This is a genomic window from Sedimentibacter sp. zth1, assembly GCF_017352195.1.
Taxonomy (GTDB): domain Bacteria; phylum Bacillota; class Clostridia; order Tissierellales; family Sedimentibacteraceae; genus UBA1535.
Genome location: NZ_CP071445.1, coordinates 2187268 through 2212375 on the forward strand (window position 1 = coordinate 2187268; position 25108 = coordinate 2212375).

Below are 25108 nucleotides of genomic sequence, written 5' to 3' on the forward strand. Positions count from 1 at the left end.
ATATTGCATATAAAGTTTAAATAATATATAATTTATTGTAGGTGCAATTAAATTTATAGGAGTGTAACTATGTTATTTATACCTACTGAACTATTAAAACCAAATATGATAATTGCAAGAGACATAAATTTGACTATTACTGATCAGTTCAGTTTGCCTCTTTTGAGAAAAGGACAAGTTCTTAATGATCTTTTTATTAAAAAGATTAAATTTCATAACATTGCAGGTGTTTATATAGATAATGATATTGCAAAGGATATTATTGTAAATGATATTATAAGCGAGAAGTTAAAAATCACCGTTTTGCGTGACATAAAGAAAAATTTTAATCTATTTAAAAAAAATAGAGGGGAAGTAAATACACATATAGTTGATAATATATCAAAAATTGCAAAGAGTTTAGTTCTTGATATTTTATCGAATGACGAAATATTAATTAATCTTATAGATTTAAAGAACTATGATGATTACACATACAGACACTCACTATGTGTTGCAATTTTAAGCATAACAACTGGTATTAGTTTGCAACTAAACGAACATATGTTAACAGAAATAGGCATATGTGCACTTTTACACGATATAGGTAAAATGACTATACCAATAGAAATTATTAATAAACCAGATTTATTATCTCCGCAAGAATATGATACTGTAAAACAACACCCAATTATTGCAGTAGAGAAATTAAAGAAACTCTCTTTTGTATCTCAAGCAGTACTAGATGGAATATTAACTCACCATGAAAAGTTTGATGGTACAGGCTATCCTTACGGATTAAAGGGTGATGAGATACCTTTATACGGCAAAATTCTTGCTATTGCAGACGTTTACGACGCATTAACATCCACTAGGTCATATCGAAGAGCTTGCTTCCCTAATGAAGCAATAGAGTATGTTATGGGCTGTGCAGATGTACATTTTGATTATAATATATTGAAGGCTTTCTTGAAAAATATTGCAGCTTACCCTGTTGGTACATTTGTATCCTTAAGCAATGGACAAATAGCTATAGTTGTTAAAAATCTTCAGGTAAATCCTCTTAGACCAATTATAAGAATTATATATGCTGATGGAACAACTAGCAAAAACATAAATTTATCATATGATCTAGATCATATGAATATTACTATAGTTAGCATGGGATATGAAAACCCTGGTTTTAGCTATTCACAATAAAAACTATTTGCTTTTTTATAAAACTTTGATATAATAACATAATTACTGGACAGGTACTCAAGTGGTTGAAGAGGCATGCTTGGAAAGCTTGTAGGATACAATTGTGTCGCGAAGGTTCGAATCCTTTCCTGTCCGCCAATTTTTTTAGCGCATAAGCGTTATTTTTTTTCTACTTTTTTATGAAGTTTTGTTAACAATAAACTTACCAATGCAATTGCTATTGCCATAGCACCAATATTGAATATTGTTCTTATTCCCAAATATATTGCCTGATCTATATCGTTTTGAACAAACTTAAGCATTGTCTCATACAAACCTATTCCAGGCACTATAGGAACAACTGCTGGAAAAATAAAAATTGTTGCAGGCATCTTAATTTTTCTAGCACAAATTTCTCCTAACAAAGATATTACAAGTGTTCCTAGAAAAAAACCAAATAACTCATAATTATTATTTACACATATAATGTATATTAAATAACCTATGTCTGCTATCAAAGCAGAAAAAACTAAGCTTTTTCTTGGTGCTTGCATAACTAATGCAAAAAACCAAGTCGCTATAAAACAATATATTAAATCTAAAAATAAGTCTAACATTTTTATATACCTCTTCTTATATTATATAATTCCAATTGAAAACGAAAGTGATAATACAATACCAGCTCCTGCACCTAATGCAGTTGCAACTAAAATAGCTTCTGTTCCTCTAACAACACCAGATAACAAATCACCACTCATAGTATCTCTAATTGCATTGGTCATCGCAAGTCCTGGCAACAATGGCATTATTCCACCTATTATAATAATATTATAATCTCCTTTGCCAATTATAGAAGTAGCTATAATTGCAAATACCGATATAATTGCTGAACCAAAGAATCCAACAAAAAATTTATGAGCATCAGTACTTCCAAGTTTCGTTGAAATAAACTGAACAATAAGCCCTGATAAAAATGCTAATATAAATTCTATTGGCCCGCCTTTGAATAACAATGTAAAAAATGCTGCTGCTATACCTTCATAAGTTCTGTAAAATTTACCTTTCCTTATATTTACCTCGCTTTTCAACTCCTTTAATTTTATCAATGCTTCATCTAAATTTATTTCCCTATTTGTTATCATTCTTGAAATAGTATTGACTTCATTTAATTTGTATAAATTGATAGATCTATTTTTTATTCTTCTAATAATTGTTCTTTCGCCATCATTTTCAGTAGCTATAGTTATATGTGCACCAGTTGGTGTAACACTAGAATCTATTTCAAATTCATTAAACGCTTTTCCTATTATATCAAGTGTATTTTCTACCCTATAAGCCTCCGCACCACTTTCCATCATAATTTGAGTCATTAATTTCAAAACTTTTAACAGTTTATCAATATTTACTGTTGACATAATTATTCACCTCTACAAACTTTTTTCCTATTTAACTTATATTTTATACTTATTAGGCAATATTAATATTGATTTATTATTTTAAAACATATATAATTTTTATAGGCATGTTTATGTCTAATTATAATTTAGGAGGATTTAAAATGGCAGTAACAAAAGATTCACTTATTGGTGAAGTTATACAAGAAAATCCAAATGCCGTGGAAATTTTAATGTCTTTTGGTCTTGGTTGCGTAGGTTGCCCAAGTGCACAAATGGAATCATTGGAAGAAGCAGCAATGGTTCATGGCGTTAATGTTGATAATATGATTGAAGCATTAAATAAATAATTATATAAAATAAAAAGAGCTTTTAATATATTGTTATAAGCTCTTTTATTTTAACATAACTTTAGCCTTATACATTTCTATGTCGGCTCTTTTTAATAATTCCTTAAATTCCATTCCATCATCTCTAAATGTTGCTATACCATAGCAAAACGAACAAGTTATACTGCAATTAGACATAGATATATACTCTTCTTTCATTTCACTTAATATGTTATCTAAACTATCTTTAATATTGTTTATTGACTTATCATAATAAACGCTTACAAATTCATCTCCGCCTATCCTAGCTACTACATCATTTTTATCTGAAATGCTAAAAAATTTGTCTGCCACATGCTTTAAAACATTATCTCCACAAAGGTGCCCATATTTGTCATTTATTATTTTTAAGTGATTAACATCAATTAAAACTAAATTCAACGTTTTATTATATAAAACTGCATTGCTTTTTAAAACATTAAATTGTTTTTCAAGAAACATTCTATTATACAATTTAGTTAAATAATCATGATTAGCATAAAAAATTTGATCACTGTATAATAAATAATTTGATATCGCAATTTCAATACTTGATTTTAAAAATTTCATCAATCTTACATCATCTTTATCAAAAGAATTGATTTTAACAGAATCTATACAAATCATACCATAAATATTATCCTTTATGATTATAGGTGAAATCAAGCTAGACTTGATATATTGTTTTCTACCATAGCATGTTTCTATAGGATAAAAATCGACTATCTTTGATAAATCACTAATATTTTTAACATCATTCATTTTACCATTTGTTGATCTGTACAAAAAAGTTTCTTCTTGTTTTATAGAAAATTTTTTTATTTTTTCTTCATAACCAATATGAGCAACAACTTCAAACTCACTATCTTTCTTTATCATAATTGTACCAATACAATTATTGTTAAATGTCTTTAATGCTGTTTCAAGCGTCAAATTATATATATCATTAATATCATTAAATTTAACTATGTTTTCCGTAATTTTAAGCATTAAATTTCTTACATTTGTCATTGATATTAGTTGGTTTTTAGTTATTACATTTTCTGTTACATCTGCAAATTGCATAAGCAAACAATTTTTATCATTAAAAATTACAGGCTTAATTAAAACATTAGCATATAACAATTTTCCCTTATTATTTCTTATAGAAACTTCATTTTTACTAAAGTTTTTATTTTTATCAAATAAATTTTTAATCTGCTCCATTAAAATTTCATCATTAAATAATTCATCAATATACAGTTCAGATATATTTTTAAAACAACTATATGTGCTAATAAAAATTTTATTTGCAAACAAAATTTTCTCTTTATTAAAAATTATAATTGGAGCAAGTATTAAATTATTAAAGGTTTTAAAATCTTCACCCGTTATAACTAAAGTTTTATTATTCATGCTTAACTCCTAATATTTACATTTGTATAATTTTAACATAATTATATAATTTACAATAATTTCAAATAATAATATTAATTTATAATAAAATTTATATTTTATAATTAAAAAGCTATTGCAAACAATCTAGTTTACAATAGCCCCCTAATTACCCTAATAAAGTTTCTAATTTATCTCTGTCAAAACCTTCTACTACTTCATCATCAACATATATAATAGGAACTCCCATAAACCCTAATGACATAAGTTCTTTTCTTGAATTCATATCAGTTGAAACATTTTTTTCTTCAAATTCAACTTCTTTTTCTGCCAAATAGTCCTTAGCAGTATGACAATGCGGTCAAGTATTACTTGTGTAAATTTTTACTTTCTTCATAATTTTCTCCTTGTTCTATTTTGATTATTTTTTCTTAATTTCTAATTATTATTTGTATAGTTTTTTTCTTAATATATATTTTTTTTCATATATTAACATTTATTATACTATATTACTATATTTTATTACTTTATTCAATGCTATTATTTTAATTCATGCACATATTGTTTTCATTAGAATATTATGCATATATATGTTTGTATTTTTATTTTAATGAAAGGACTTGATTTAATGAAAGATTGTACAGTAAAAATTACATTTCCAAAAAAAGTATTAAAAGGTGCAGGACTTAAAAAAACTTCATTTTTACCTTCATGGATATATAATATTAAAATATCAATAAAAAATAATAGTGAATATTTTAAAATATGCTCTTTTAACTCTACGTTTGCAAACGGAATTACATATCTAAATAATTTAAGTGTTAATGGACCAGATTATGATATAATTAATTTTTTAAAATTTGTTGAACCAAACTTAAAAGTAGGTAATGATAATCTTATTGTTTTTGCTAATAATTTCAAACTATCACCTCTTTCAGAAAATATAATAACATTTGATATAGCCATTAATAACAACTATACATCTAGCTCTATAGAAAATTCAGGCGCAAAAATATCTCACAAAACAACTTTAAATATTAACACTTATTTACTAAACGACGGAAATATTTATTCTGATAACATTAGCACTGAAGCAATGGATTATTTAATTGAAGTGAATTCTGATACTGATAAACTTAAAATAAATGAAAAGTCTAAAATATATATTAATTGCAAGGCAGGACAATATGACTCAATTAGGAAGGTATACTTGAAGTGTTCACTAGATAGTGGGTTTGATTATTTAACTGGTACCACAAATATAGAACCAAAAAACTTATATCTTTCAAACAACAGAACAATATTAAAGTGGTTCTTTGACATTGTTAATCAAGGTGAATGCAAAAAAATTGGTTTTAAAGTTATGTCTAAAAGCAAATACAAAGATGAAAGCACTGTAAAAATCGGAGATAACCTTATCAATAGCATAAATTCAAACGGAGTAAATAACTCTACATATACACAATGTCCTGATACATGTAGACAAGGTTTTTTTATTGTATAGAATACACTCCTTTATATTTTAAAAGCACTTTTTATAAGTGCTTTTTTTCTATGTATATTTTTTTTAATATTTGCAATATTTATTGTTATAATAATAATAATTGTTTGCTATATTTATATATATTAACTATAATTAAACTATATATTATAGCAATGAAAGGATGATTAAAATTAAAAAGAATTACTTAAAAATGGTACCTATATTTATATTGTTTGTTTTAATATTCAAGTTTATATATAACAATAACGGATTTAGTTCATTTATGAAAATATGCATTCCAATATTTACAGGTGTTTTTTTTGCTATTGTTTTAAATCCACTGCTGAATTTTACGCAAACAAAACTAAAAATAAAATCAAGAGGTATTGCGATTGCACTTACATATTTGATTTTTTTAGTAATTATATTATTATTAATTACTATGATTGTTCCTGGTATAACAAGTAGCATAGCAGACTTTTTATCAGACTTTCCGGATTTATTGAAGCAATTTAGTGAATATATCATTGATTTTGCGAACAATTCTTTTATTGATGGCAATACTGATATAAATAAATGGTTTGAACAAACAGTATTAACTGTATCGCAAAAGCTTTATAACTTTGCCTCATCAATGCTTAACACAGCAATAATAAGTGCTATATCAATTATATCTACAACATGGAATATATTATTATCATTATTTATATCTATATATATACTTTATGATAAAGAATATTTTGAAAATTTATTTTATAGAACGTGTCATAGCTTATTCGAGAAAAAAAATGCAGATGAAATTGTACATTTAGGCTATAATTTTTACAGTAACGTAACAAATTTTATTGCAGGCAAGCTTATAGATTCGCTTATAATAGGTGCAATTGCATATATTGTTTCTGCATACCTAATTAAAGCACATTACCCATTGCTTATAAGCGTAATGCTCGGTATAACAAATATGATACCTTACTTTGGTCCTTTCATTGGTGGTATACCAGCAGTCATAATAACATTATTATTTGATCCTATCAAAGGATTTTGGATGATTATTTTTATAATTATTCTACAGCAATTTGATGGTTGGTTCTTAGGACCTAAAATTTTAGGCATAAAACTTGAACTTAAACCAGTTTGGATTATTATATCTATAATTATTGGTGGAGGATTATTTGGACCTATAGGAATGTTTCTAGCAACCCCTATTGCAGCATTAGTAAAAACTATTTTAGAAGGATACATTACTCTAAAACTTAAGGACAAAGAAATAACATTGCCTCATCAAAAAAAATAGTGAAAAAACCGCATTTTGTGCACAATTGTTTATAACTTTGTTGATAACCCGTAAAAACATGGCATTTATTGTGGATAACGCAGAAAAAGTTATCCACAATTTATTTATAAGTAGGTGAACCGATGGATTGGAATTGTAAAAATTATCATACTTTAGATTTTGAATTAAAAAAATATTTTGGCGAAAAAGCTATAAAATTATCAATAAATGGGGGTTTTACTTGTCCTAATAGAGACGGTTCAATTAATACCTGTGGTTGTATTTTTTGCAGTGAAAAAGGCTCCGGTGATTTTGCAGGAAATGTTGATAACTCTATTAACAATCAAATCAACGAACAGATAAAGTTTCTAAGTAATAAATGGAAGTCGAACACGTATATAGCATACTTCCAAAGCTTTACCAATACATATGATAGTGTTATTAATCTAGAAAAAAAATATACTCAGGCACTAAATTGTCCTAATATAAAGGGGTTAGCCATAGCAACCAGACCTGATTGTATAAATGAAAACATTGCTAAGCTTTTATCAAGTTATAATGATAGAACTTATCTATGGGTTGAACTCGGTTTGCAAACTATCCACAAAAATTCCTCAGATTTTATCAGAAGGGGATATGACTTGGATGTATTTAACAATGCTATAAGTATGTTAAAGAAGTACAATATAAGAGTTGTTGTACATTTAATTTTAGGTTTACCCAATGAAAGTAATCATGATATTTTGGAAAGTGTACAATACGTATGTACCAAAGGTATATGGGGTATTAAGCTTCATCTACTGCACGTTTTAAAAAATACTGATTTAGCTAATTATTATTATGAAAATAACATGAAATTATATACACAAGAAGAATATATTAATCTTGTGTGTGACTGTATTGAAATAATGCCTCAAGATGTAGTTATACATAGGCTTACAGGCGATGGGAAACGAAGTGAATTAATAGCTCCTGAATGGAGTTTGCATAAATTAAAAGTCCTATCTGCAATAGACATTGAGCTTAGAAAAAGAAACAGTTACCAAGGATTGAAATTTAACCAAGAACAAAAATAATATAATTTGTAATTCTAATGTAACAATAAATCTTTATATCTATATTATAATTTACTTATAGATATATAAAATTATATAGATTTGGGTGAAATTATGAAAAAACTGGTTATCACTACATTACTTATTGTTTTATTACTATTAACATTTAGTAGTAAAGCATACTCAATAGATTTTAGTGATATTAATAATAAAGACTATTCTGAAATGTTAAACATACTATCTTCATATAAAATTTTAAATGGTTACACTGATGGTACATTTAGACCAGGTAATTGCATTACTCGTGCTGAAGCTGCTAAAATAGCAGTCATGTTAACTGGTTACGAAAATATCTCTTTTGGCATGACATCAAATTTCTCAGATATGCAAGGTCACTGGGCAGAAAGATATGTTGAAATAACAAATGTACTTGGTATTGTTAAAGGTTATGAAGATAATACTTTTAAACCAAATCAATATGTTACTTTTGAAGAAGCTGTAACTATAATTATAAGGGTACTAGGATACAATGACGAAGTTGTTGGAAATAATTATCCTGATAATTATCTTAATTTAGCAAAAAAATTAAATCTATTAGAAAATATTTCTAATCCAAGCAAATATATGACAAGAGAAAGTATGTCCTTTTTAGTATATAACTCTTTGAATTGCCATACTGTAAATATAAAAAATAGTAATATCATATATAATAGTAAGCTACTGTTAAATAATTTAGGTAGAAAAGAAACTAGACAAATAACTGATACTTACGTATTGGAACATTCAGAAATTTATTTAGCTAAATATTTGATGAATATATTTGATATATATTATGATAATAATGACAACATAGTTTTGATAAACAATCCAGTATACACAACTATCACAGGATATATCAAATCATCATTACCATCAAATTTAATTTTTTTAAGCGATAAATATGGAAATTCTAAACTTTATAATTTGAATGATGTTCCAATAGTTTATAATAATATTAAAAGCTATGTAAATAATGAGGATTTAAAAAATTCAAATGCACGATTTTTGATTTCTGATTCATCAGAAATAGTTGCAGCTGTTATAGAAAAACCTACTGATATCAAAATAATCAGTAACAACGAATTATACAAGAATAGTGAAGACATTTTTGCTGGAAAGTATCTTCCTAAAAAAGATAACAAAATTTTATTTGAAAATATAAGAGTTACTGGAGCAGCAGATAATTTATATGACATTAAAACTAACGATGTAGTTTACTTTTATGAAACTAAGGAATCTAACTATAATAAAAGCACAGTAAGTATGGAGGTTATTAGGAATAACATAACTAATATATTTAATGGTACTGAATATAAAGGGTACGATGAATATTACAATATTGGTGATATTAAATATAAATTAAACGCTAATGCCAATATAAAAGAACAGCCCTCTATTGGCGATTCAGTTAAAGCCATACTAGATAAAGATAATTCAATCTTGCAACTTGAAGTTATGAGGTATGTTCAAGAGCCTAAAAAATATGCATTGGTTTTGGGAGTCAATCAAGGTACAAATGCCTTGCCAACAGTAAATATATTAAAACATGATGGAACTACTAAAACCTATACACTTAAAGAAAATAGCGGTGTCGTAATAAAGGCAAGCAATAATAATTCATATATTTATAATACAAGTATTTCTAAAAATGATTTCATAAGATATGATTTACTTAATACATCAACTATTAAAGTTGTAAAAAAAGAATCTAGCGTTAATATTGTTGGTGAGTATAACCCAAAAGTAAATACAGTTTCAAGCGTAGGATATAAAATTAATTCTTTATCAACAATTATGATTTATGGTGAACCATTTAGACAAATCAATCTTGAAAATTTAGGTAACCATTTAGAAGGCAGAGCTGTATTAAAAAACAATGTAATTCAAATGCTTATACTAAATAAAAATGTTATAACTGAAGTTGACAAAGAAATTCCCGTTGAAAAACCAATCGTTACAACATATACAGGCCAAGTTTATGGTGCAATAGATAGTATAAGTAACAACAATTCAACATTAGGTCTTTATAATTACTCATTGTCTTTCAATATTCATAAAGACTTAAATGACAGTATAAACAGTTATAAGAACCAGTTTGTGAGATTTAAAGTTATAAACAGTGTAGTTACGGAAATTGAAGCATATAAACCTGAAATAACAAAAAGTAAAGTAACTGCTATTTACAAAAATCAGTTACAGATAGATGGAATTTCTTTAGTTGAATATTCTGATAATGTAATGGTATACATTTGTTCTCAAGATGCATTAGGAGAATATATATCTTTTAAAAACGCATCCTTAAGTGATGTTAAAATAAATTCAACAGTACAATTTTATGTAACCGATAACAAATATAATGGTGTTGTTAATGTAATAGTTATTTATAATTAATAAAACAACTTTAAAAAATGGCTGTTGCATTAGTGATCAGAAATCGCAGTGCAACAGCCCCTTTATTTTAAACTTCCAAATTTTCATAGAGTTGTGCTATTTGACCCCATGTAGCAGGTCCAATAAGCCCTGTATCTATTCCTAAATATTCTCTTTGTATAGCTCTAACAGCTTCTTCGGTTTGTTCATCAAATATACCTGTTACAGTTACTTTAGGTATAGAAGGATAGTATTGGGAAATTTTTTCTAAGTAAGTTTGCATTAACGTCACACTTTTATCTCCCATGCCTTTTGATAGTAAATATCCTGGATAAATAGTTTTGTTTTTAAAACACCCTTCTGGTATTTCAGAATAAATTTTTTTATAAGTTTTATCTAATGTTGCCAATGTCTGTATACCAACTACACCATCTACAATTATATTAAATTTTTTTTCAATTGCTTTTACAGCTTCTGTAGTTTCTGGTCCAAAGTAACTTGTCAATTCTATCAATGGAATATCACCGTAGTAACATGCTATTGCACGTACATAATATTGTATTAATCTTACCCAAATGCCAGAATCACCTTCTTGCCAAGAAATAGCGAAAGAACTTTCTATTTCTTCAGGCTCAATACCCTCCGATATAAGTTCACTTACTCCTTTCACGGCATTATATATATATTTTATTTTATACCATGTTGCACTTCCTATAATTCCATCCTGTGTTAAGTTAAATGCCTTTTGAAAAGCTTTTACTGCATCCTCTGTATCCTTTCTAAAAATTCCATCAGGATTTTCTATTTTGGGAATCGCTGGATAATTTTCTCTAATTCTGTTTAATTCCCGTTGCATAATGAAAACATCTCGCCCAAAGCTACCTAATCGCAATGGATATAATGGGTAAGATTCAAAATTGGCATTTATAGGAACGTCTGTAACAATATCAATATCTTCACCATAGTAATATTTTAAAATATCATATGGTGAGTAACCACTTTCTGCTAGAGTTACTGTCTCCCACTGTAATAAGCCGTCACAAGTTACATTCACTCCATCGCAATAAGAAGCAGCAATTGGTTCTATTTTACCCTGTCGTACAATATAACTATTAAAAATTTCATCAACAATTTTAGATATATTTTCAAAAATATCTCTTCCTGGCACAAAAGATTGGTCAAATTGTGTTGAATTTGTTATGTCAAAATCATATCCGCGAATACGATATTGTTCTGTAAAGATTCTGTTTAATGCAAAAGTTATTTGAGCATAAATATTTGCCCTAACTGCACTTTCAGGCCAGGTAGGATAAATTTCACTAGATGCAACATTTTTAATATACTCTGGAAAGGAAACAATCACATTTTCAGCAGGTTCATCGGGTTTTCCTAGGTGAACTGATATACTTTCTGGAATAAACGGAACGTCAGGTCGACTAATTATAACCATTTTATCACCACTCTTAACATAATATTTTTGGATCTTGTTTATGAATCGTATTAATATCATCTATTGTACTAAGTAATAAGTTGATTATCTACATAGATGTAATATTCTCAAACACACTTATATTAGATATATTTGGTCTTTCAACATGGTCATTATAACTTATGTCTATCAGTTTGCCTAAGTTATTATATGCATAATTTTGAAATGGAATGACTTAAATAATTAAAATAAATGCAAAGATTAATGAAATACATATAAAATAGAAGATAAAAAAAGACTGCTACACTAATTTCTAAATGAAACAGCAACTTAATTTTTACACTTCTAAATTTTCATATAGTTCTGCTATTTTACTCCATGTAGCAGGTCCAATAAGCCCTGTATCTATTCCTAAATATTCTCTTTGTATCGCTCTAGCCGCAGCTTCAGTTTGTTCATCAAATATACCTGTAACACTTACTTTAGGTATAAACGGATAGTATTGATAAATTTTTTCTAAATAAGTTTGCATCAACGTCACATTTTTATCCCCCATGCCTTTTGATAGTAAATATCCTGGGTAGATAGTTTTGTTCTTAAAACAACCTTCTGATATTTCTGAATAAATTTTTCTATAAATTTTGTCTAGTACTGCCCATGTTTGTATACCAACTACACCGTCTATAATTATATCAAATTTTGTTTGAAGTGCCTTGACGGCTTCTGTAGTTTCTGGTCCAAAGTAACTTGTCAATTCTATCATTGGGATATCTCCGTAATAACATGCAATCGCACGTACATAGTATTGTATTAATCTAACCCAAATGCCAGAATCACCTTCTTGCCAAGAAATAACGAAAGGACTTTCTATTTCTTCAGGCTCAATACCCTCTGAAATAAGTTCACCTAACCCTTTCACAGCATTATATATATATTTTATTTTATACCATGTTGCACTCCCAATAACTCCATCCTGCGTTAAGTCAAATGCTTTTTGAAAAGCTTTTACTGCATCCTCTGTGTCTTTTCTAAAAATTCCATCAGGATTTTCTATTTTAGGAATTGCTGGATAATTTTCTCTAATTCTGTTTAATTCTTGTTGTATGATGAAAACATCTCTCCCAAAACTACCTAATCGTAATGGATATAAAGGATAAGATTCAAAATTTGCATTAACAGGAACATCCGTAACAAGGTCTATATCTTCACCATAGTAATATTTTAAAATGTCATATGGAGAGTAACCATCTTCTGCTAGAGTTACTGTCTCCCACTGTAATAAGCCGTCACAATCAACATTCACTCCATCGCAATAAGAAGCAGCAATTGGTTCTATTTTACCTTGGCGTACAATATAACTATTAAAAATTTCATCAACAACTTCAGATATATTTTCAAAAATATCTCTTCCAGGCACAAAAGATTGATCAAATTGTGTTGAATTTGTAATGTCAAAATCATATCCGAGGTTTCTATAGCGTTCTGTAAAAATTCTGTTTAATGCGAAAGTTATTTGAGCATAAATATTTGCTCTAATTGCACTTTCAGGCCAAGTAGGATAAATTTCACTAGATGCAACATTTTTAATATAAGCTGGAAACGAAACAGTCACATTTTCAGCAGGTTCATCTGGCTTTCCTAGATGAACTGTTACATTTTCTGGAATAAACGGAACATCAGGGCGACTAATTATAACCATTTCTTCACCACATTCCACATAAGCTTTGTTGATCTCGTTTATTATTTGCATTTGTATTTTCCATCGTATTAGGTAATAAATTGATTGACTGCATAGATGTAATATTCTCAAATACACTTATATCAAACACATCTTTTGAAAAAAAATTTGGTGCTTCAATACAAGCATTGTATTCCGAATATATCTTGGGGTTTCCAGGTGTTGTTGAAAGTTTGCCACTAACTGTTGGTAAAGGTAAAGGATCTGTTTTTCCATCGATATCAGTCGTTAAAACTTTAGAAACATAATATTCATCCCCTATTAATTTACTAACAGTTACTTTTGCATTAGTAACTGGCTGTATGCCATAAATCGGTGAATCATGGTATACCTGAAATGTGATATATCCAGTTTTGGGATTTTCAGTTAAATATATTTCCAACATTTCTTGAAAGTTAGCATAACTCATTAAATTCCTCCTTATAAAGATAATAAAACTTAAAAAATCTAAGAACTTCAATCACAAAAATTAATTGGTACTATGATTTGATTTTTACATTTGATTTCATATAATATTTATATAAAATAAAATGTAGTATGTTTATTAGTTTACTTAAGTAATTATATGCATAATTTAGAAATGGAATGACTAAAATAATTAAAACAACCGCAATTAAACCCCTATTTTATAGTTTTTGTTAAAAAAACTTTTTTATACTTTTTAGACAATTCATTAGAAGCATTTATAGCATCATCACTACTATTATAAAATGCATAAACACTTGAACCGCTTCCAGTCATCAATGAAGAAACTGCTCCATATTTATTTAGTGCGTCTTTTATTGTAATAATTTCAGGAAACAACTTTATAGACACAAACTCTAAGGTGTTTGCAACAGAATTGCACGTATTTAAATAATCTTCTTTTTCAATATACTCTAAAATTTTATTATCACTATACATATTATAATTGTCACACCTTACATTTTTATATGCAAGTGGTGTTGATATGCTGAAATCAGGCTTTACAATAACTATATATTTCCATTTAAAAGGCGCTAGCTCTGTTATCTTTTCACCTATACCTTCGCATAAACATGTCCCTCCAACAATACAAAATGGAACATCAGCACCAATTTGTATTCCAATATCACACATATCTTGCAAACTCATGTTTAAGTTCCAGAGTTTGTTTAATCCTTTTATCACACAGGCTGCATTGCTACTTCCACCTGCAAGTCCAGCTTCAGTAGGAATAACTTTATTTATATCAATTCTAGCATGATTTTTTATATTATATTTTTTCTTTAATAGCATTACTGCTTTGTAACATGTATTTTTATCATTCAATGGTATATCATAATCATTACAATTTATTATAATATTATCATTGCAGCTTTCAATTTTAATTTCATCATGTAACTCTAATTCTTGCATTACCGTTTTTATATTGTGATATCCATTTTCCATTTTATTTACAATATCAAGAAATAAATTTATTTTTGCATAAGATTTTAAAATAACTTTCTCCAACTCGTCCTCCAACTACTATAAAGATTTAAATATCTCCAATTTTTATTAAAAATGCTTCAATATTTTCCATAAGCTTTTCAAAGCTTGTTTCGTTCTTTGCAATTTTTTCAACAGGACACATATCTGTTTTATCTCTATTTTTTATATAATCTATAACCTCTATTGCAGTAACTAAAATACCCTCATTCTCCAATATTAACTTAGCTTTTTTAGTTATTATGTCGCAATAAAGTTCCTTGATTTTAGCTTCTTGATAAATCCATGCTGCTGCCTTTCCAACCACTCTATCTGCACAATAACACCCATTCATTTTCTCTCCTAAAGTCCTGAACGCAAAAAACAGAGGCTTAATTCCTGAATCATCACTTTTGTATATTACACTATCATTTTTGACAATTACTATTTTCTTATTTTCAATATATAATGTTTCTCTTGCTAATTTATTATTATTCATACTTTTATCCTTTTACTAAAATAATTTATTTTTTAAAAATATTTAGATTAGTATCTCCTTATTTCAACAAAACTTGCATTTTTATATTATTCTATAATTTTCTATTTTGCAAGCATTTTTTGAAATTATGGCAATTCATTGATATTTAATATTTATATTTTGTTGTTTTCTTATTAGCTACTATTTGTTATAATTATATAAAGTAAAAAAATTCTATAAGGAATATAAATTGAAGAAATTATTTAAATTTTTAGTAACTGTTATATCTTTAGCTATACTTGTGTATACTTATTCAAGGTATATTGAACCAAAATTTATAAAAATTAATAAACAAATTGTATCTTCTACATATGTTAGTAATGCTTTACTTGGTAAAAAAGTGGTCCAGTTTTCAGATACTCATATATCTGAGTATTTTGGTATAGAAGAATTAAGGAATATTGTAAATAAAATTAATTTGTTAAATCCTGATATTATTTTGTTCACAGGTGATTTAATTGATAACTACAATAAATATAATATTGAACCAACTGAAATTTCTAATGTACTTAGTAAATTGAATGCAACTTATGGTAAATTTTGTGTATACGGAAATCACGATTATGGTGGAGGAGCTGTGTCTATATATAAAGAAATTATGAATGATGCTGGCTTTTATTTGCTCATAAACAATACTATCAAATTAGACGAACTTAATTTAACTATAACAGGTTTAGATGATGCTATTTTTGGTTATCCAAATCTTGATAGCTTACATAAATATATTGAAGAGAACAACTATAATATAATTATTTGTCATGAACCTGATATTATCGACAATATAGAAAATTATAACTATGACATAGCTATAGCTGGTCATAGCCATGGTGAGCAAATAAATATACCATTTTTAGATGATTATATTCTTCCTCCCCTTGCTAAAAACTATGTTAGAGGTATGTACAACTTGAATACACCTAGGAATGGCAAAATATATGTTAATAAAGGTATAGGTACAACAAAATATCCTTTGAGACTTTTTGCTAGACCTGAAATCACTATATTTGAATTTACAGAATAGTTTACATTAAACAAAAGGAGTTCAAATGAAAAAAAATAAGAAAGTTAGTCTAACAAGAAAACTTAGTAATCATATTAAAGAACACAAAAAACTTTTTGCTATATATGTAGTATTGCGTATACTTGTAGTAGAAACTATGATATTCCAATTTTTTAATGGTAATTATGAAAACGTATTTTTATGCCTACTAACATTGTTTTTATTTACAATACCAAGCTTTATAGAAGTAAACTTTCATATAGATGTTCCAGATACTTTGGAAGTTATAGTACTTTTGTTTATTTTTTCTGCCGAAATACTTGGTGAAATTAGGGAATACTATATAGCTTTTCCATTTTGGGATACTATGCTACATACTATTAATGGATTTTTAGCAGCAGCCATTGGATTTTCTTTGGTTGACTTATTAAACAGACATGATAAATTTTCTTTTAAGCTTTCACCTATATATTTGGCTATTTGTGCATTCTGTTTTTCTATGACTATAGGAGTCCTATGGGAATTTTTTGAATTTGGAATGGATTTTTTATTTAAAACAGATATGCAAAAAGACACTGTTCTAAATTGTATATCAACTGTTTCACTTCATCCTAATGGCAAAAATATTCCTATCATCATTGACAATATAAAAAGTGTAACTATAAATGGTAAAGACTTAGGTCTAAGTGGCTATTTGGATATAGGTCTTATAGACACTATGAAAGACCTGTTCGTAAACTTTATTGGTGCTATTGTATTCTCTTTTATAGGTTATTTTTATATTAAAAAACGTGGTGAAGGAAAAGTAGCAAAACGCTTTATACCAAAGTATATGGATATTGAAGAAGATGTAGATAGTGAAAATACATAAAAACAGAGCTATTGCTCTACTAAAATTACTGTTTTAGTATGGCAATAACTCCGACTATTTTATAGATTTATTCTAATTAATACCATGTATTTTTTTTGCTATATTACGCCCTGTAGAAGTTGCAGCAATACCGCCCATTGCTGTTTCTTTTAAGTTCGTATTCATCAAACGACCTACGCTTGACATAGCTTCAACTGTTTCGTCAAAATCTACTACGCTTTTTATACCTGAAAGAGCAAGTTCTGCTGAAGTCATTGCATTTACAGCACCTGACGAATTTCTCTTTGAACAAGGTGACTCTACTAATCCTGCTATTGGATCACAAATTAAACCCATAACATTTTTGAGAGCTATAGAAGCTGCTACAAAACACATTTGAGGAGTTCCACCTGCCATTTCAACAAGAGCTGCCGCTGCCATTGCAGCTGCAGAGCCACACTCTGCTTGACATCCTCCTTCGGCACCTGAAACGGTCGCATTTTGTATTATTATTTTACCTATACCAGAAGCTACTAACAGACCTTTTATCATCATATCATCATCACATCCAATCTGCTCTGCACCAGTTATAATAGTAGCAGGTATTATACCACTTGATCCAGCAGTTGGAGCTGCACATATTCTTCCCATAGAAGCATTATGCTCTGCACCCGCTAATGCTCTTACCATAGCTTTATTTATAGATTCACCACAAATTGTTTTTTTGCTATTCAAGTATGCGTCTAATTTTTTTGCTTCTCCACCTATTATTCCGCCCATTGTTTTTTGCTCTTCAAAATCACTAATAGATTTTTTCATAACATCAAGTACATTTTTCATATTTTTTAAAATACTTTCTTTACTTTCACCAGTACAATCTATTTCATCATTCAGAACAACTGCCGATATAGGAAGATTTTTTTTTGTACACTCATCTAATAATTCTTTTGCGTTATTATACATCGTCTTCACCACTTCTTTCCTTGTTTATAACTATAACAGATTTCATTGGATCTAATTCCTTTATCATATCGATCACACTATTATTTGGAATACTATCTACCTCTATAATCATAGAAGCATCTTTTGCACCAGAATTTCTTAACACATTCATATTTGCAATATTTATTCTATTATGTGCAAGTATACCTGAAACCTCGCTAATTATACCTCTCTTATCCAAGTGGTTAGTAATAATAGTGCTATATTCTCCTGTAAATTTAACCTCAAATCCATTGATATCAGTTATCATAACGGAACCTCCACCTATAGATGAACCTGTAACCTCTGTTATTTTTCCATTTATATCTTCTATCATAAATTTAACAGTATTAGGGTGTACTAAACCCAAATCAGTTAAAATAAACTCATATTTTAATCCCTGCTCACTTGCAATATTTATTGCATCTCTAAGCCTTTCATCGTCAGGCTCATATCCCAAAATACCTGCAATTAAAGCTCTATCTGTTCCGTGGCCTTTGTATGTTTTAGCAAACGAACCATGTAAATAAAATCTTACTTTTTTAATTTTTCCATTGCATATATCTCTTGCTAGCTTTCCAAGCCTTGCAGCACCCGCTGTATGAGAACTTGATGGTCCTATCATCACAGGACCTAATACTTCAAAAATACTGTTTACTTTTTTCATAATGTCATCCTTCTTTTATTAATTCTATTGCTATAATATTAAAGTTTAATCAAATTGTAAAGAAAAACTTATTATTTTATTTAAATATATTTATTATTAGTATATGTATTTATATAAACAATAAAAAAATCCCTGTTTTTATAAAACAGAGACTTTCTTATTATTTATTAATGAAATTTTTTAGTTAATTCTAATACTCTACCTTTAAGTATTTCTGGTTTTTCTTTTTTACAAATAGCTTTATCCATAATATCGGCTAATTCTATCATTTCTGCTTTTCTCATACCTTTTGTTGTTACAGCAGGAGTTCCTATTCTTAGTCCACTAGTAATAAATGGTGATTGTGGATCGAATGGAATTGTATTTTTATTAGTAGTTATATTTATTTCATCTAATAGTTTTTCTGCTTCTTTTCCAGTTATATCTTTGTTTCTTAAATCTAATAGAATTAAGTGATTATCTGTACCACCTGAAACTAATCTAAATCCTTTTTCTGTTAGAGCTTGTGCTAATACATTTGCATTTTCAACTATAACTTTTTGATATTCTTTAAATTCAGGTTGTAATGCTTCTTGGAAGCATACTGCCTTTGCTGCTATTATATGCTCTAATGGACCACCTTGTATTCCTGGGAATATAGCTTTATCTAATTTCTTAGCAAATTGCTCTTTGCAAAGTATAGCTCCACCTCTTGGTCCTCTTAATGTCTTATGTGTAGTAGTTGTTACAAAATCTGCATATTCTACTGGATTTGCATGTAAGCCTGCTGCAACCAATCCTGCAATATGAGCCATATCTACCATAAAATAAGCTCCAACTTCATCAGCAATTTCTCTAAATGCTTTGAAATCTATTGCTCTTGGATAAGCACTTGCTCCAGCAATTATTAACTTAGGTTGTTCTTTTTTAGCTATTTCTCTAACTTCATCATAGTCAATTCTTTCGGTGTCTTTATTTACTCCATATGATGCAATATTAAAGTATTTACCTGACATGTTTACTGGTGAACCATGTGTTAAGTGACCACCATGAGATAAATTCATACCTAATATTTTATCACCAGGCATTAAAACTGAAAAGTAAACTCCAAAGTTTGCATTTGATCCTGAATGAGGTTGTACATTTGCATGATCAGCATGAAATAATTCTTTCATTCTATCTCTTGCTAAATTTTCAACTTTATCTACAAACTGGCATCCTCCATAATATCTTTTTCCAGGATAACCTTCAGCATATTTGTTAGTCAAATGACTACCCATAGCTTCTAATACTCTTTCTGACACAAAGTTCTCTGATGCAATTAGTTCAATGTTATTTTGTTGTCTTTCTTTTTCTTCCATCATAGCACTATAAAGGGCGCCATCAAATTCTTTAATTAAATCAAAATTCATTGTTTTCTCCTTTGCTAAAAAAAATATTAATAATTTATACAAATATGTTAATTTTTTAATAAATTATTCATTAATATTATAAACTAAATATACTTTCTTGGCAACCTAATTGATAAAGTTGATTCTACTTCATATGAAATAGTATCTCTAATATTAGCTACGTCTTCAATAGTTAATGCTCCATCGCTACCGTTTCCGTAAATTATTACCTCATCACCAACTTGAGGATTATCAACATTTGTTAAATCTATCATAAACTGATCCATACAAATTCTTCCTATTAATAAACACTTCTTTCCTTTTACAATAACATAAAAGTTGTTGGATAAACTTCTAGAAAATCCATCTGCGTATCCAAGTGGAATAGTTCCTACTACTGTTTTATCTCTTGCCTTGAATGTATGTCCATAGCTAACACCACTATTTGGGGGAATAGATTTAACATTAGATAATAATGCTTTAAGTGTTATACATGGATCTATTTTTAATTTTGATTTATCAACATCATCTGAAGGATAAAAACCCGATAGTATTATACCTGGTCTAACCATATCAAAGTAATACTCTGGTAAATCAATAATTGTGGCACTGTTTCCAGCATGTTTTATAGGAATATCAACACCTTTTTCTTCTAACAGTTTAGCAAAACGTATAAATTCCTTTGCCTGCATATGTGTTGTTGATTTATCCTTTCCGTCAGCTATTACAAAGTGAGTAAACATACCTTGTATAAAAATATTAGGAAAATCATAAATTTTCTTTATAACTTCTGCATTTTCATTAGTAGGCATAAGGCCTAATCTATTCATTCCTGTTTCTACTTTAATGTGTATTTTTGCTTTTTTATTAAGTTTTCTAGCTATCTTATCTAATACTACAGCTTGCTCATATGAAAATATAGTAAGAGTAATATTATTATTTATTGCATCATCAAAATAACATTCTGGAGTATATCCTAAAATTAATATTTCAGTTTCTTTAATTCTTTCTCTTAGTTCCATAGCCTCAGATATTACGGCCACCGCTAACATGTCAACTCCACTAATAACATAATTTTTAGACAATTCAACTGATCCCATTCCATAACTGTTTGCTTTTACAACTGCACATATTTTTGTCACATTGTTACTTTTTCTAACTAGATTTTTAATCTGCTCAAAATTATTGACAGCTTTTTGAATATCAACCTCAACCCAAGCAGACCTAATTTTGTTATTCATATTATAACCTCCAAAGTTTAACAACTTCATATATGTTCAAAATATATGTTTTAGTTTAGAAATCATTAAAGTTTAATTTAAATTATATACAGATTATAGCAAATACATATTAAACATTCAATTTTTTTTTTACATATTTTGTAATATATTTTGTTTCTTTATTGTATTTGCAATTTTATATTATGATACTACAAATTTTAACTTAAAATATAGGAAACTTAATCAAGTACTTGCTATATATTTACAATAACCAATAGAATATAATTACATAACTGTTGACAATTTACATTACAGCGATATAATAAGTTTAAATCAAACATACAAATCGTTCATGCAATTTTTGAGTATAAGACAATTAATCTCCTAAATTTAATAAAAATGCACAACGAGTAATCTTATAAAAAGGTGGTTTTATTATGGAAGAAATCAAACTAAAATTGAGGGACGGCAAACACGTTTTTGTTCAATATTGGGATAGTAATTGTAAAAATACAATACTATTTCTACACGGTGGGCCAGGACAAGGATGTTGGGACTTTGAATATTCTGCTCAAAAATTATCACGTAATTTCAATATTATATCATTTGACCAAAGAGGCGTACTTCGTTCAGATGCAATTTCAGAAAATGACAATTTTTCATCTGAAGATTTAATAGATGATATTGAAGACATTCGTCAACACTTCAATTTAAAGAATATTATTCTTATTGGACATTCATACGGAGGTCAATTAATTTTGCGATATGCAGTAAAATATCCTAAAAATATTAGTAGAATAATTTATGTTTGCCCATCATTAAACATTAAATTTTCTTTTGAAAATGTATATTCAATAAGTTATAATTTGTTAATAAAACAAGGTAAACATGATATCGCAACATCATTGCAAAATATTATAAATAATAACAGTGCATCTGATTACATAGATCATTTTCTTGACATACCACAAGACATACGAGAAAAAGTATATTATGATTCAGAGTTACCACAAAAAGTGGAACAAGTAATATCTAAAAATGAAATTGAGAAAGGAAATTGGTCAAAAGGCAGCATTCAACAAGCTAAGATCCTTAAAGAACCAGAATTTAAGTATAATTATTTGCCGTTGTTGGATAAAATAAAGATACCTTCATTATTAGTTCTTGGTGAATACGACCCTATAAGTTGTAAAAAACATCAAAAAATATTTTTAGAAAAAGCATATAAAGCAGAAATTCTTGAAATTAAAAACTGCGGACACATGCCATATTCATACAATCCTGATGAATTTGTAGATGGTGTATGCAAATACCTACTATAAACAATAAAAAATTCAAGCTACGTTATAGCTTGAATTTTTTAAATTAACTTAAAATCTTTAAATAATATAAAATGTTCACCATATTTAATCATATAACCAAAACTAAACGTTATATCAATTACCAAAATTATTAAAATTAAGCTAGTAATTTTTTTTAAGCTTATATATGATATAGTATCAACTTTTTCTTTTAATTTAGGATACACAAATGTCATAAACAATGTAGCCATAAGACCCCAATAAATAGAAAATCTAGGTGTTACAAATCCAAACAAATTGTATTTCATATTAGTATAATCCCATAATCTTACACCACAATATTTTTCTATAATTAAACCAATAATTAACTCAATTAATGTTGTTAAAATTGTTGCACAAATAAAATATAATACATAAGTTATGATTTGTGATATATAATACTTAAATTTCGTTTTATTGCTATTTATTTTACAAGATAAGCTATTCCAATATGATGTTTCGGGTGTTTTTAAAATCAATTTAATAATCACAAAAGCCACGCCGTATATAGGGCAAATTGGCATAACCAACAATCCTCTATCTGTAAAACCAACATAGGTTACCCCATATAAAGTTTCAACAATCCATCCTAACATGGAAGTCGCAAAAAACAACAAAAACAGCTTGCAAATTCTAATACTCATTGATTCTTCTATACAACTATCATATATATGACTTTCCTTATCCTCAGATTTTACAAACATAAGTCTACATCCTCCATGTTAACAAAATAACATACATATAATAACATTTTTATATATTTTTTTCAAGTTTTGGACATAATATTTAATTTAAAATTAATGTTTCTGTAATAATTTTATCCATCTTTATATCATGTTCTTCTGCAGGGACTTCATTTAAAACTTGAAAATCATATGCTAATGCAATTGATTTAGCATCTTCCCTTTTATTAACTAATAATTTGTCATAATATCCCTTACCAAAGCCTACTCTGTTTCTATTTTTATCAAACACTACACCTGGAATTATGATTAAATCTATGCTTTTAACATCAAATGGATTTTTAATCATATCTATTTTAGGTTCTAAATAGCCATATTTACAATAAACTAAATCTTTCATATCAGAAATTTTTACAGGTATAATAACCACATCTTCCATATCTGTATATGGTATAATAACCTCTTTACCTTCCGAGAACATTTCTTCAATAAGGATTTTAGTATTTACTTCATTTTTAAAATCCATATAAACCATGATAGTTTTACTATTATTATATTCTGATGTTGTTTTTAGTTTACTAATTATTTTAGCACTTTTTTGTACTGCCTCTTCTACACTTAAATTCTTTCTAATATTTAATATTTCTTTACGTATTTCACTTTTAGTTTTCATATTTCACACCTTTAAATTATACAAATAAATTTACAATCATCAATACAATTTTCATTATAAATGAGTATAATCCACTCACAATTGGTCCTAATACAATACTTGTTAGATTAAGTATTATAGCTAACATTAAAAATAGTCTTAATTTATCAGCATGTGCATAATAAAAATTCCATACTTTTGGTCCACATATATTTCCCAATACATGGTGCCCATCTAGTGGTGGAATTGGTATTAAGTTAAATACCATAAGAACTAGGTTAATTGATACAGTTCCTTGTATCATTGTAATTATAATATCAAAAACTTGACTTGAAACAATAGTTCCTTTAAATATTAATAGTGAAATTATACCCAATATTAACGCAAAAACAAATGCAATAATTAAATTCATCAATGGACCGGCTAACGCAACAAGTGTATCATCTCTCCTTGGCTTTTTAAATGAGCGAGAATCAACTTGAACAGGCTTTGCCCAACCAAATCCAACAAACATCAATAAAATAAATCCTATAGGATCTATGTGCTTTAATGGATCAAGTGTTAATCTTCCTCTGAATTTTTGTGATTCATCTCCAAGCTTATATGCAACAAAGGCATGAGCAAACTCATGAAACGATAATGCTATCAATATACCTGGCAAAATCATTAATTTTTGTATGATAAAATCAGTCATTGAA

At 27.9% G+C, this 25108-nt stretch carries 25 protein-coding genes and 1 tRNA gene; 10 read left to right on the forward strand and 16 right to left on the reverse strand.

All coding sequences use genetic code 11. The features are described 5' to 3' along the window. Positions 1–69 precede the first annotated feature (69 nt). Positions 70–1179, forward strand: coding sequence for an HD-GYP domain-containing protein (locus JYG23_RS10590; protein ID WP_207235646.1), 1110 nt, complete (start codon positions 70–72; stop codon positions 1177–1179). A gap of 47 nt (positions 1180–1226) precedes the next feature. Further along, a tRNA-Ser gene (locus JYG23_RS10595) sits at positions 1227–1317 on the forward strand. Positions 1318–1337: 20 nt separating this feature from the next. Here the strand turns inward: JYG23_RS10595 and JYG23_RS10600 are convergent. Together JYG23_RS10600 and JYG23_RS10605 are read right to left on the reverse strand one after the other, a co-directional pair. Next, complete coding sequence (locus JYG23_RS10600) at positions 1338–1775, reverse strand: threonine/serine exporter family protein (protein ID WP_207235647.1); 438 nt, start codon at positions 1773–1775, stop codon at positions 1338–1340. 21 nt (positions 1776–1796) lie between these two features. Next, positions 1797–2573 carry a threonine/serine exporter family protein gene (locus tag JYG23_RS10605; protein WP_207235648.1) on the reverse strand — a complete coding sequence of 259 codons (777 nt, stop codon included), beginning with the start codon at positions 2571–2573 and terminating at the stop codon, positions 1797–1799. A gap of 143 nt (positions 2574–2716) precedes the next feature. On the opposite strand from JYG23_RS10605, the gene JYG23_RS10610 reads away from it, so the two are divergent. Further along, entirely contained in the window at positions 2717–2902 is a 186-nt protein-coding gene (locus JYG23_RS10610; protein ID WP_207235649.1) for a DUF1858 domain-containing protein, read from the forward strand. Positions 2903–2947: 45 nt separating this feature from the next. Here JYG23_RS10610 and JYG23_RS10615 read toward each other — a convergent pair whose 3' ends face one another. Next, on the reverse strand, positions 2948–4315 hold the full coding sequence (locus JYG23_RS10615) for a sensor domain-containing diguanylate cyclase (protein ID WP_207235650.1): 1368 nt from the start codon (positions 4313–4315) through the stop codon (positions 2948–2950). A gap of 148 nt (positions 4316–4463) precedes the next feature. Then, positions 4464–4691, reverse strand: coding sequence for a glutaredoxin domain-containing protein (locus JYG23_RS10620; protein WP_207235651.1), 228 nt, complete (start codon positions 4689–4691; stop codon positions 4464–4466). A gap of 213 nt (positions 4692–4904) precedes the next feature. On the opposite strand from JYG23_RS10620, the gene JYG23_RS10625 reads away from it, so the two are divergent. The 4 genes from JYG23_RS10625 to JYG23_RS10640 all read left to right on the forward strand — a co-directional run bounded on the left by JYG23_RS10625 (position 4905) and on the right by JYG23_RS10640 (position 10535). Next, on the forward strand, positions 4905–5798 hold the full coding sequence (locus JYG23_RS10625; protein WP_207235652.1) for a hypothetical protein: 894 nt from the start codon (positions 4905–4907) through the stop codon (positions 5796–5798). Between the two features lie 160 nt (positions 5799–5958). Continuing rightward, the gene (locus JYG23_RS10630) at positions 5959–7071 is read left to right on the forward strand and encodes an AI-2E family transporter (RefSeq protein ID WP_207235653.1); all 1113 of its coding nucleotides are present in this window, start codon (positions 5959–5961) and stop codon (positions 7069–7071) included. Positions 7072–7193: 122 nt separating this feature from the next. Continuing rightward, positions 7194–8126, forward strand: coding sequence for a TIGR01212 family radical SAM protein (locus tag JYG23_RS10635; RefSeq protein ID WP_207235654.1), 933 nt, complete (start codon positions 7194–7196; stop codon positions 8124–8126). A 93-nt stretch (positions 8127–8219) separates the two neighbouring features. After that, positions 8220–10535: an S-layer homology domain-containing protein gene (locus JYG23_RS10640; RefSeq protein WP_207235655.1), complete on the forward strand. Its 2316-nt coding sequence runs from the start codon at positions 8220–8222 to the stop codon at positions 10533–10535. Positions 10536–10602: 67 nt separating this feature from the next. On the opposite strand, the gene JYG23_RS10645 is transcribed toward JYG23_RS10640, so the two are convergent. The 5 genes from JYG23_RS10645 to JYG23_RS10665 all read right to left on the reverse strand — a co-directional run bounded on the left by JYG23_RS10645 (position 10603) and on the right by JYG23_RS10665 (position 15608). Beyond that, positions 10603–12024, reverse strand: a complete 1422-nt coding sequence (locus tag JYG23_RS10645; RefSeq protein ID WP_242631561.1) for a peptidoglycan-binding protein — start codon at positions 12022–12024, stop codon at positions 10603–10605. Between the two features lie 256 nt (positions 12025–12280). Next, positions 12281–13693, reverse strand: coding sequence for a peptidoglycan-binding protein (locus JYG23_RS10650; protein ID WP_242631562.1), 1413 nt, complete (start codon positions 13691–13693; stop codon positions 12281–12283). Next, the gene (locus JYG23_RS10655) at positions 13647–14090 is read right to left on the reverse strand and encodes a hypothetical protein (protein ID WP_207235656.1); all 444 of its coding nucleotides are present in this window, start codon (positions 14088–14090) and stop codon (positions 13647–13649) included. Before JYG23_RS10655 ends, JYG23_RS10650 begins: the two co-directional genes overlap by 47 nt. 212 nt (positions 14091–14302) lie before the next feature. Further along, complete coding sequence (ispE, locus tag JYG23_RS10660; RefSeq protein WP_207235657.1) at positions 14303–15154, reverse strand: 4-(cytidine 5'-diphospho)-2-C-methyl-D-erythritol kinase; 852 nt, start codon at positions 15152–15154, stop codon at positions 14303–14305. Positions 15155–15179: 25 nt separating this feature from the next. After that, positions 15180–15608 (reverse strand): DUF1893 domain-containing protein, encoded by a 429-nt coding sequence (locus JYG23_RS10665; protein WP_207235658.1) that lies wholly within the window; start codon positions 15606–15608, stop codon positions 15180–15182. Between the two features lie 229 nt (positions 15609–15837). Here JYG23_RS10665 and JYG23_RS10670 point away from each other — a divergent pair, with 229 nt between their 5' ends. Next, the gene (locus JYG23_RS10670) at positions 15838–16668 is read left to right on the forward strand and encodes a metallophosphoesterase (RefSeq protein WP_207235659.1); all 831 of its coding nucleotides are present in this window, start codon (positions 15838–15840) and stop codon (positions 16666–16668) included. 25 nt (positions 16669–16693) lie between these two features. Continuing rightward, positions 16694–17518 (forward strand): hypothetical protein, encoded by an 825-nt coding sequence (locus tag JYG23_RS10675; RefSeq protein ID WP_207235660.1) that lies wholly within the window; start codon positions 16694–16696, stop codon positions 17516–17518. Positions 17519–17590: 72 nt separating this feature from the next. On the opposite strand, the gene sdaAA is transcribed toward JYG23_RS10675, so the two are convergent. The 4 genes from sdaAA to alr form a co-directional block, all read right to left on the reverse strand. Continuing rightward, the gene (sdaAA, locus tag JYG23_RS10680; protein ID WP_207235661.1) at positions 17591–18460 is read right to left on the reverse strand and encodes an L-serine ammonia-lyase, iron-sulfur-dependent, subunit alpha; all 870 of its coding nucleotides are present in this window, start codon (positions 18458–18460) and stop codon (positions 17591–17593) included. Beyond that, on the reverse strand, positions 18453–19145 hold the full coding sequence (gene sdaAB, locus JYG23_RS10685; RefSeq protein ID WP_207235662.1) for an L-serine ammonia-lyase, iron-sulfur-dependent subunit beta: 693 nt from the start codon (positions 19143–19145) through the stop codon (positions 18453–18455). The genes sdaAA and sdaAB overlap by 8 nt, the downstream gene beginning before the upstream one ends. Positions 19146–19312: 167 nt before the next feature. Continuing rightward, positions 19313–20536, reverse strand: coding sequence for a serine hydroxymethyltransferase (gene glyA / locus JYG23_RS10690; RefSeq protein ID WP_207235663.1), 1224 nt, complete (start codon positions 20534–20536; stop codon positions 19313–19315). Between the two features lie 83 nt (positions 20537–20619). Beyond that, complete coding sequence (alr, locus tag JYG23_RS10695; RefSeq protein ID WP_207235664.1) at positions 20620–21756, reverse strand: alanine racemase; 1137 nt, start codon at positions 21754–21756, stop codon at positions 20620–20622. 416 nt (positions 21757–22172) lie between these two features. Between alr and JYG23_RS10700 the strand changes: the two genes are divergently transcribed. Then, positions 22173–23057, forward strand: a complete 885-nt coding sequence (locus JYG23_RS10700) for an alpha/beta hydrolase (protein ID WP_207235665.1) — start codon at positions 22173–22175, stop codon at positions 23055–23057. Positions 23058–23095: 38 nt separating this feature from the next. Here JYG23_RS10700 and JYG23_RS10705 read toward each other — a convergent pair whose 3' ends face one another. The 3 genes from JYG23_RS10705 to JYG23_RS10715 all read right to left on the reverse strand — a co-directional run bounded on the left by JYG23_RS10705 (position 23096) and on the right by JYG23_RS10715 (position 25104). After that, positions 23096–23779 (reverse strand): putative ABC transporter permease, encoded by a 684-nt coding sequence (locus JYG23_RS10705; RefSeq protein ID WP_207235666.1) that lies wholly within the window; start codon positions 23777–23779, stop codon positions 23096–23098. An 82-nt stretch (positions 23780–23861) separates the two neighbouring features. After that, positions 23862–24431: a 5-formyltetrahydrofolate cyclo-ligase gene (locus JYG23_RS10710; protein WP_207235667.1), complete on the reverse strand. Its 570-nt coding sequence runs from the start codon at positions 24429–24431 to the stop codon at positions 23862–23864. 16 nt (positions 24432–24447) lie between these two features. Next, entirely contained in the window at positions 24448–25104 is a 657-nt protein-coding gene (locus JYG23_RS10715; protein WP_207235668.1) for a site-2 protease family protein, read from the reverse strand. Positions 25105–25108 lie beyond the last annotated feature (4 nt).

Bases quoted from the DNA above. Each gene is read 5' to 3' on its own strand.
- JYG23_RS10615 (WP_207235650.1), bottom strand. From the start codon at position 4,315: ATGAATAATAAAACTTTAGTTATAACGGGTGAAGATTTTAAAACCTTT.
- JYG23_RS10630 (WP_207235653.1), top strand. From the start codon at position 5,959: ATGATTAAAATTAAAAAGAATTACTTAAAAATGGTACCTATATTTATA.
- glyA (WP_207235663.1), bottom strand. From the start codon at position 20,536: ATGAATTTTGATTTAATTAAAGAATTTGATGGCGCCCTTTATAGTGCT.
- JYG23_RS10590 (WP_207235646.1), top strand. From the start codon at position 70: ATGTTATTTATACCTACTGAACTATTAAAACCAAATATGATAATTGCA.
- sdaAA (WP_207235661.1), bottom strand. From the start codon at position 18,460: ATGTATAATAACGCAAAAGAATTATTAGATGAGTGTACAAAAAAAAAT.
- JYG23_RS10710 (WP_207235667.1), bottom strand. From the start codon at position 24,431: ATGAAAACTAAAAGTGAAATACGTAAAGAAATATTAAATATTAGAAAG.
- sdaAB (WP_207235662.1), bottom strand. From the start codon at position 19,145: ATGAAAAAAGTAAACAGTATTTTTGAAGTATTAGGTCCTGTGATGATA.
- JYG23_RS10645 (WP_242631561.1), bottom strand. From the start codon at position 12,024: ATGATATTAATACGATTCATAAACAAGATCCAAAAATATTATGTTAAG.
- JYG23_RS10665 (WP_207235658.1), bottom strand. From the start codon at position 15,608: ATGAATAATAATAAATTAGCAAGAGAAACATTATATATTGAAAATAAG.
- JYG23_RS10605 (WP_207235648.1), bottom strand. From the start codon at position 2,573: ATGTCAACAGTAAATATTGATAAACTGTTAAAAGTTTTGAAATTAATG.
- JYG23_RS10705 (WP_207235666.1), bottom strand. From the start codon at position 23,779: ATGTTTGTAAAATCTGAGGATAAGGAAAGTCATATATATGATAGTTGT.
- alr (WP_207235664.1), bottom strand. From the start codon at position 21,756: ATGAATAACAAAATTAGGTCTGCTTGGGTTGAGGTTGATATTCAAAAA.
- JYG23_RS10640 (WP_207235655.1), top strand. From the start codon at position 8,220: ATGAAAAAACTGGTTATCACTACATTACTTATTGTTTTATTACTATTA.
- JYG23_RS10610 (WP_207235649.1), top strand. From the start codon at position 2,717: ATGGCAGTAACAAAAGATTCACTTATTGGTGAAGTTATACAAGAAAAT.
- JYG23_RS10635 (WP_207235654.1), top strand. From the start codon at position 7,194: ATGGATTGGAATTGTAAAAATTATCATACTTTAGATTTTGAATTAAAA.
- JYG23_RS10655 (WP_207235656.1), bottom strand. From the start codon at position 14,090: ATGAGTTATGCTAACTTTCAAGAAATGTTGGAAATATATTTAACTGAA.
- JYG23_RS10700 (WP_207235665.1), top strand. From the start codon at position 22,173: ATGGAAGAAATCAAACTAAAATTGAGGGACGGCAAACACGTTTTTGTT.
- JYG23_RS10625 (WP_207235652.1), top strand. From the start codon at position 4,905: ATGAAAGGACTTGATTTAATGAAAGATTGTACAGTAAAAATTACATTT.
- JYG23_RS10650 (WP_242631562.1), bottom strand. From the start codon at position 13,693: ATGCAAATAATAAACGAGATCAACAAAGCTTATGTGGAATGTGGTGAA.
- JYG23_RS10600 (WP_207235647.1), bottom strand. From the start codon at position 1,775: ATGTTAGACTTATTTTTAGATTTAATATATTGTTTTATAGCGACTTGG.
- JYG23_RS10715 (WP_207235668.1), bottom strand. From the start codon at position 25,104: ATGACTGATTTTATCATACAAAAATTAATGATTTTGCCAGGTATATTG.
- JYG23_RS10675 (WP_207235660.1), top strand. From the start codon at position 16,694: ATGAAAAAAAATAAGAAAGTTAGTCTAACAAGAAAACTTAGTAATCAT.